The sequence below is a fragment of the Pseudomonas sp. HMSC057H01 genome (assembly GCF_001836405.1).
Lineage (GTDB): Bacteria > Pseudomonadota > Gammaproteobacteria > Pseudomonadales > Pseudomonadaceae > Pseudomonas > Pseudomonas aeruginosa.
The window spans coordinates 157,672-162,125 of record NZ_KV828426.1 but is presented as its reverse complement, the minus strand read 5'-3'; the positions used below and the strand labels follow the sequence as shown (position 1 = coordinate 162,125).

General features: G+C 68.5%; 7 protein-coding genes. All 7 read left to right on the top strand.

Features of this window, described 5'->3' with window-relative positions; genetic code table 11:
- A partial coding sequence (locus tag HMPREF2581_RS09175) for a helix-turn-helix transcriptional regulator (RefSeq protein WP_070867314.1) occupies positions 1 to 212 on the top strand: 212 nt, incomplete at its 5' end.
- Between the two features lie 26 nt (positions 213 to 238).
- Positions 239 to 1,081, top strand: a complete 843-nt coding sequence (locus tag HMPREF2581_RS09170; protein ID WP_004883059.1) for a replication initiator protein A — start codon at positions 239 to 241, stop codon at positions 1,079 to 1,081.
- Between the two features lie 265 nt (positions 1,082 to 1,346).
- Positions 1,347 to 1,985: a ParA family partition ATPase gene (gene parA / locus HMPREF2581_RS09165; protein ID WP_004883061.1), complete on the top strand. Its 639-nt coding sequence runs from the start codon at positions 1,347 to 1,349 to the stop codon at positions 1,983 to 1,985.
- Positions 1,982 to 2,257, top strand: a complete 276-nt coding sequence (locus HMPREF2581_RS09160; RefSeq protein ID WP_004883063.1) for a hypothetical protein — start codon at positions 1,982 to 1,984, stop codon at positions 2,255 to 2,257. Before parA ends, HMPREF2581_RS09160 begins: the two co-directional genes overlap by 4 nt.
- Complete coding sequence (locus HMPREF2581_RS09155; protein WP_004883064.1) at positions 2,254 to 2,799, top strand: DUF2840 domain-containing protein; 546 nt, start codon at positions 2,254 to 2,256, stop codon at positions 2,797 to 2,799. Before HMPREF2581_RS09160 ends, HMPREF2581_RS09155 begins: the two co-directional genes overlap by 4 nt.
- Complete coding sequence (locus tag HMPREF2581_RS09150) at positions 2,796 to 3,395, top strand: S26 family signal peptidase (RefSeq protein WP_004883067.1); 600 nt, start codon at positions 2,796 to 2,798, stop codon at positions 3,393 to 3,395. The genes HMPREF2581_RS09155 and HMPREF2581_RS09150 overlap by 4 nt, the downstream gene beginning before the upstream one ends.
- Before the next feature lie 436 nt (positions 3,396 to 3,831).
- Positions 3,832 to 4,454: relaxase/mobilization nuclease domain-containing protein (locus HMPREF2581_RS09145; protein ID WP_168173295.1), on the top strand; the 623-nt coding region annotated here is incomplete at its 3' end.

Sequence of the window (4,454 nt, the reverse complement as noted above, 5' to 3'; positions counted from 1 at the left end):
ACGACGAAGCCGCCGAGTACCTGCGCCTGTCGCCACGCACGCTGGAGAAACAGCGCGTGATCGGCGGCGGCCCGAAGTTCCGCAAGTTCGGCCGCCGCGTCATGTACGCGGTGTCCGACCTCGATGCCTGGGCCGACCAGCGCAGCTACGAGGCGACTTCCGACCCGGAATATGCCGAACGCCACGCGGGCGATTACCGTGATGGCCGCTGATCGCTGGCGCGTGGGTGGCCGTCGCCATGTCCAGCCCGCCAGGGCAAGCCTTGCAGCGCGAACAGCTCGACCTGTTCCGCGCGCTGCCGGGCGACATGGCACCCCGCGACAGCCAGGACTTGATGGCCTTTCCGTTCTTCTCGCTGGCGAAGTCGCGGCGTACCGCGCCGATCGACTTCCGCGCCGGCGGCATCACCATCCGCGTGGAGGGTACGCAGGAGCACGGCATCGCAACGATATGGGATGCCGACCTGCTGATTTGGGCCGCCTCGCAGATCGTGGAGGCGCGCGACGCGGGCTTGCGCCCGTCGCGCTGGATACGCGCCACTCCCTACGAGATCCTGCGCTTCATCGGGCGCGGCACGTCTCTCAACGACTACCTGCGCCTGAAAGCCGCGCTCGACCGGCTGCAATCGACCACGGTGGCCACGTCCATCCGCGAAACCACGGGAAGGCGATTGCATCGCTTCTCGTGGATCAACGAGTGGAAGGAACTGGCCGATGCCAGCGGCGTGCCGCTGGGCATCGAACTGATCCTGCCGGACTGGTTCTATGCGGGCGTGCTCGATGCCGCCTTGGTGCTGACCATCGACCCAGCCTATTTCCGCTTGAAGGGCGGGATCGAGCGCTGGCTGTACCGCCTGGTGCGCAAGCACGGCGGCAAGCAGCCGGGCGGCTGGCAATTCGACTTCCGGCACCTGCACCGCAAGTCGGGCAGCGCTGCGCGCTTCTCCGACTTCGCTTACGACCTGCGCGTCCTGGTGGCGCGGCAGTCGCTGCCCGGCTACGTCCTGGGCATCGAGCGAATGCCGGACGACGGACAAGAACTGCTGACCTTCCGGCCCGTGCTGCACACGGCACGGGGATAACTCGTGGAAAAGGTGTGGACGGCCTCGTGCTATCAGGAGTACCGGGTATCGTGCTATCGGGAGTACGCCTATCGTGCTATCAGGAGTACGAAAACGCCGGAAAGCCAATAACGGCGCGGGTTTGCGGCCCCTCTAACTTCCCTAACAAGAAATACATAACTTTTAGTAGAAGCGCGCCGTTTCGGTGGACAACCGAGAAACGGCACGGCGAACAGCGTTTTGCACGGCAGGTAAAGCCCGGCTTTCCAGCAGGGAGGGCCGCGCCATGATCCTCGCTCTGCTCAACCAGAAAGGCGGTGTCGGCAAGACCACGCTCGCCACGCACATCGCGGGCGAACTGGCGATGCGCGGCCAGCATGTCGTCCTGCTCGATGCCGACCCGCAGGGTTCATCCCTGGACTGGACGCAGCGCAGAAGCCAGCAAGGCTTGCCACGGCTGTTCAGCGCCGTGGGCCTCGCACGCGAAACGCTGCATCAGGAAGCGCCAGAACTCGCCAGGCGGGCCGATCACGTCATCATCGACGGGCCGCCGCGCATCGCCGCCTTGGCGCGCTCCGCGCTGCTGGCGGCCGAGCGCGTGCTGATCCCGGTGCAGCCCAGCCCCTACGACCTCTGGGCCAGCTCGGAAATGGTTTCGCTGATCCGCGAGGCGCAGGTGTTCCGGCCGCTGCTCCGCGCGGCCTTCGTCATCAACCGGCGCGTCAGCACCACCATCATCGGGCGCGAGGCGCGGCAATCGCTCGCCGAACAGCCGCTGCCCGCGCTGCGCTCGGAGGTGCATCAGCGCATCGTCTTCGCCGACAGCGTGGCCGCTGGCCGGCTCGCACGCGAGACAGCGCCCGACAGTGCCGCCGCCCGCGAAATCACCGCCCTGGTGGACGAACTGCTGCGGTGGCCGACATGACAGCGCAGCAGCCACCCAACAGCAAACGCACGGGCAAGCGCGTCGGCATCGGCGCACGTCCGCCCGCGAATCCGCACGCCGAGGCGTGGATTCGTCAGGGCGATGCCGACGCGCTGGGCAAAGGCGACCTCTACACGGCCCGCCTCACGCTCGACATCACGCCCGCCATGCGGGCGCGCATCAAGGTGTCGGCCTTCACGCAAGGCGTGACCGTGGCCGACCTGCTGCGCGGCCTGCTGGAGCGGGAGTTTCCGCCGGAGAACACACCATGAACGCATTCGCTTGGCCTGCCGCGAACGCGGCACCGGCTGCGCCGCTGCCTGCGCTTTCGGCACTCGCCGGACAGGCCGGCAATGTGCCGCTGACGCGCGTTTCGCTGGCCTACCTCGAACATCGCTTCAAGCTCTACCTGCGCTTCGGCGAACCGGCGCGCACGCTTCAGCTCGACCGCTGGCGGCGCTGCGCGGTGTTCCTGCCGGGCGCGATGCTCTGCCGCATCCGCTGGCAGGCCAACGACTACGGCACGATCCGCTGGCAACTCATGGTGATGCAGGCTTGCACACCGCTGGACGCGGCGCAGCGCATCCCCGGTGTTCAGCCGGGCGCGCGCTTGCTCCTACACACCGAAGGCGATGCCAACGTGCGCGCCGTGCTGGAGCGCATCGACGGCATCGAGGCGCTGGGCATCGCTGCCATCGACGTGTCGCCGGCGTACTGGCGCACGCTGGGCAACCGTCTTGCGGCTCGCCTTGCGCTGCCCGAATACACCACCGAGCGGCATACCGCCTGGCTGGCCGGGAAGGTGCTGCCATGACCGCCCCGACCACCACACCCAACGCGCCCGACGTGGCGCCGCGTCCTCGCTCACGCCTGCGCGCTCGCATCGTGCTGGCGACACTGGCCGCCATCGGCTTCGCTGCGCTGGCCTGGGCGGCTTTCGTGTCGCCGCTGCCGCGTCTGACCTACAACCCGTCCGACAGCGTGGCGGTCGGCTGGTATCGCATTGACCCGTTCGACCCGCGCACCGCCTCGCTGCCACGTCCGTTGTCCGTGGACAGCATCGTGCTGGTGCCGCTTCCGGCCACGGCTGCCGCGCTCGCTGCGCAGCGCGGCTACCTGCCGACGCGCGTTCCGCTGCTCAAACGTGTGGGCGCGGTCGCGCCGCAACACGTCTGCATCGTCGCCGGTCAGGTACGCATCGACGGCGTGCCTTCGGCCGCCGTACTGCCCGCCGACCGGCTGGGCCGGGCGCTGCCGTCCTTGCAGCTTTGCCGCCGCCTTGAACCGGGCGAACTGCTCCTGTTGAGCGTGACGAATCCAGCATCGTTCGACAGCCGCTATTTCGGCCCGGTCAGCGCATCCGCCGTGATCGGCGTTGCGCATCCGGTGTGGCCGGAGATACGCCCATGATGGCCGCCGATTCGCTGCGCTCTGACGTGCCATCGGGCATGTCGTTCTGCTGGCTGCTTCAGTGTCGCTGCGCCTGTCGTGCCGGTGCATTCGCACCGCACGTCGCGCAGCATCCGGCGCAGCCGTCCAACGTTCAGGCGTCTTGCCTCGAACGCGCCCGGCCTGCGGCCATTGGCGCTTTCGCCGGCGCGCTGTCTGTTCACGCAGCAGCGCCGCCGGGCCGCCGTTGCCTGGAGCGACAGCGAAGGGCAAAGGCGGAAGGCAAGACAAAAGGACGCGGCACCAGGCCGCGTAGAAAGCCTGTCTGCACATGGGGGTGGCGCGGCACGGAGCGGCTTCGCCACCGTGCCGCTTGGGGCGCGAGGCCCGCGCCAATGCAGGCATGTCCCCGTGCTTCGCACGACAGGACACGCCAGAGCTTGCAGGGAGCGCAGCCATGAGCGACCGCCGCGACGACGATTTCCGCGTGCGCCCCAGCGCCCCGAAGAACCGGGGCAAGGGCCAGGGACAGAGCTTCGTTTCCAAGGTGCTCAAGCAGACGGGCAAGGCCAGCGGCGGCAAGTCCACGGTGCGCCGTTCTGGCGCAGCGCGTGGCACCGGCCAGCGTCCCGGCTCGCGCCTGGGCCGCGGCCATACGGCGGCGCGCTTCGCGGGCGCGAAGCTGACACCCATGTCGCGGCGCGTGACCATCAAGACGCTGCTGGTCAACCAGCGCCAGGCCAGCCCGCAATCGCTCGCCAAGCACCTTCGCTATATCGAACGTGATGGCGTGGGGCGCGACGGCGAGCCGGGCCAAGCCTACGGGCCGCAGACCGACGCCGCCGACCTCGACGCCTTCAAGGAACGCTGCGCCGACGACCGGCACCATTTCCGCTTCATCCTCTCGCCCGAGGATGGCGCGGAACTGGAAGACCTGCGCACCTATACGCGGCACCTCATGGGCCGCATGGAAGCCGACCTGGGCACAGGCCTCGATTGGGTGGCCGTGAACCACTGGAACACCGACAACCCGCACATGCACATCGTCGTGCGCGGGCGCGACGACACCGGCAAAGACCT

Bases quoted from the DNA above. Each gene is read 5' to 3' on its own strand.
- HMPREF2581_RS09170 (WP_004883059.1), top strand. From the start codon at position 239: ATGTCCAGCCCGCCAGGGCAAGCCTTGCAGCGCGAACAGCTCGACCTG.
- parA (WP_004883061.1), top strand. From the start codon at position 1,347: ATGATCCTCGCTCTGCTCAACCAGAAAGGCGGTGTCGGCAAGACCACG.
- HMPREF2581_RS09160 (WP_004883063.1), top strand. From the start codon at position 1,982: ATGACAGCGCAGCAGCCACCCAACAGCAAACGCACGGGCAAGCGCGTC.
- HMPREF2581_RS09155 (WP_004883064.1), top strand. From the start codon at position 2,254: ATGAACGCATTCGCTTGGCCTGCCGCGAACGCGGCACCGGCTGCGCCG.
- HMPREF2581_RS09150 (WP_004883067.1), top strand. From the start codon at position 2,796: ATGACCGCCCCGACCACCACACCCAACGCGCCCGACGTGGCGCCGCGT.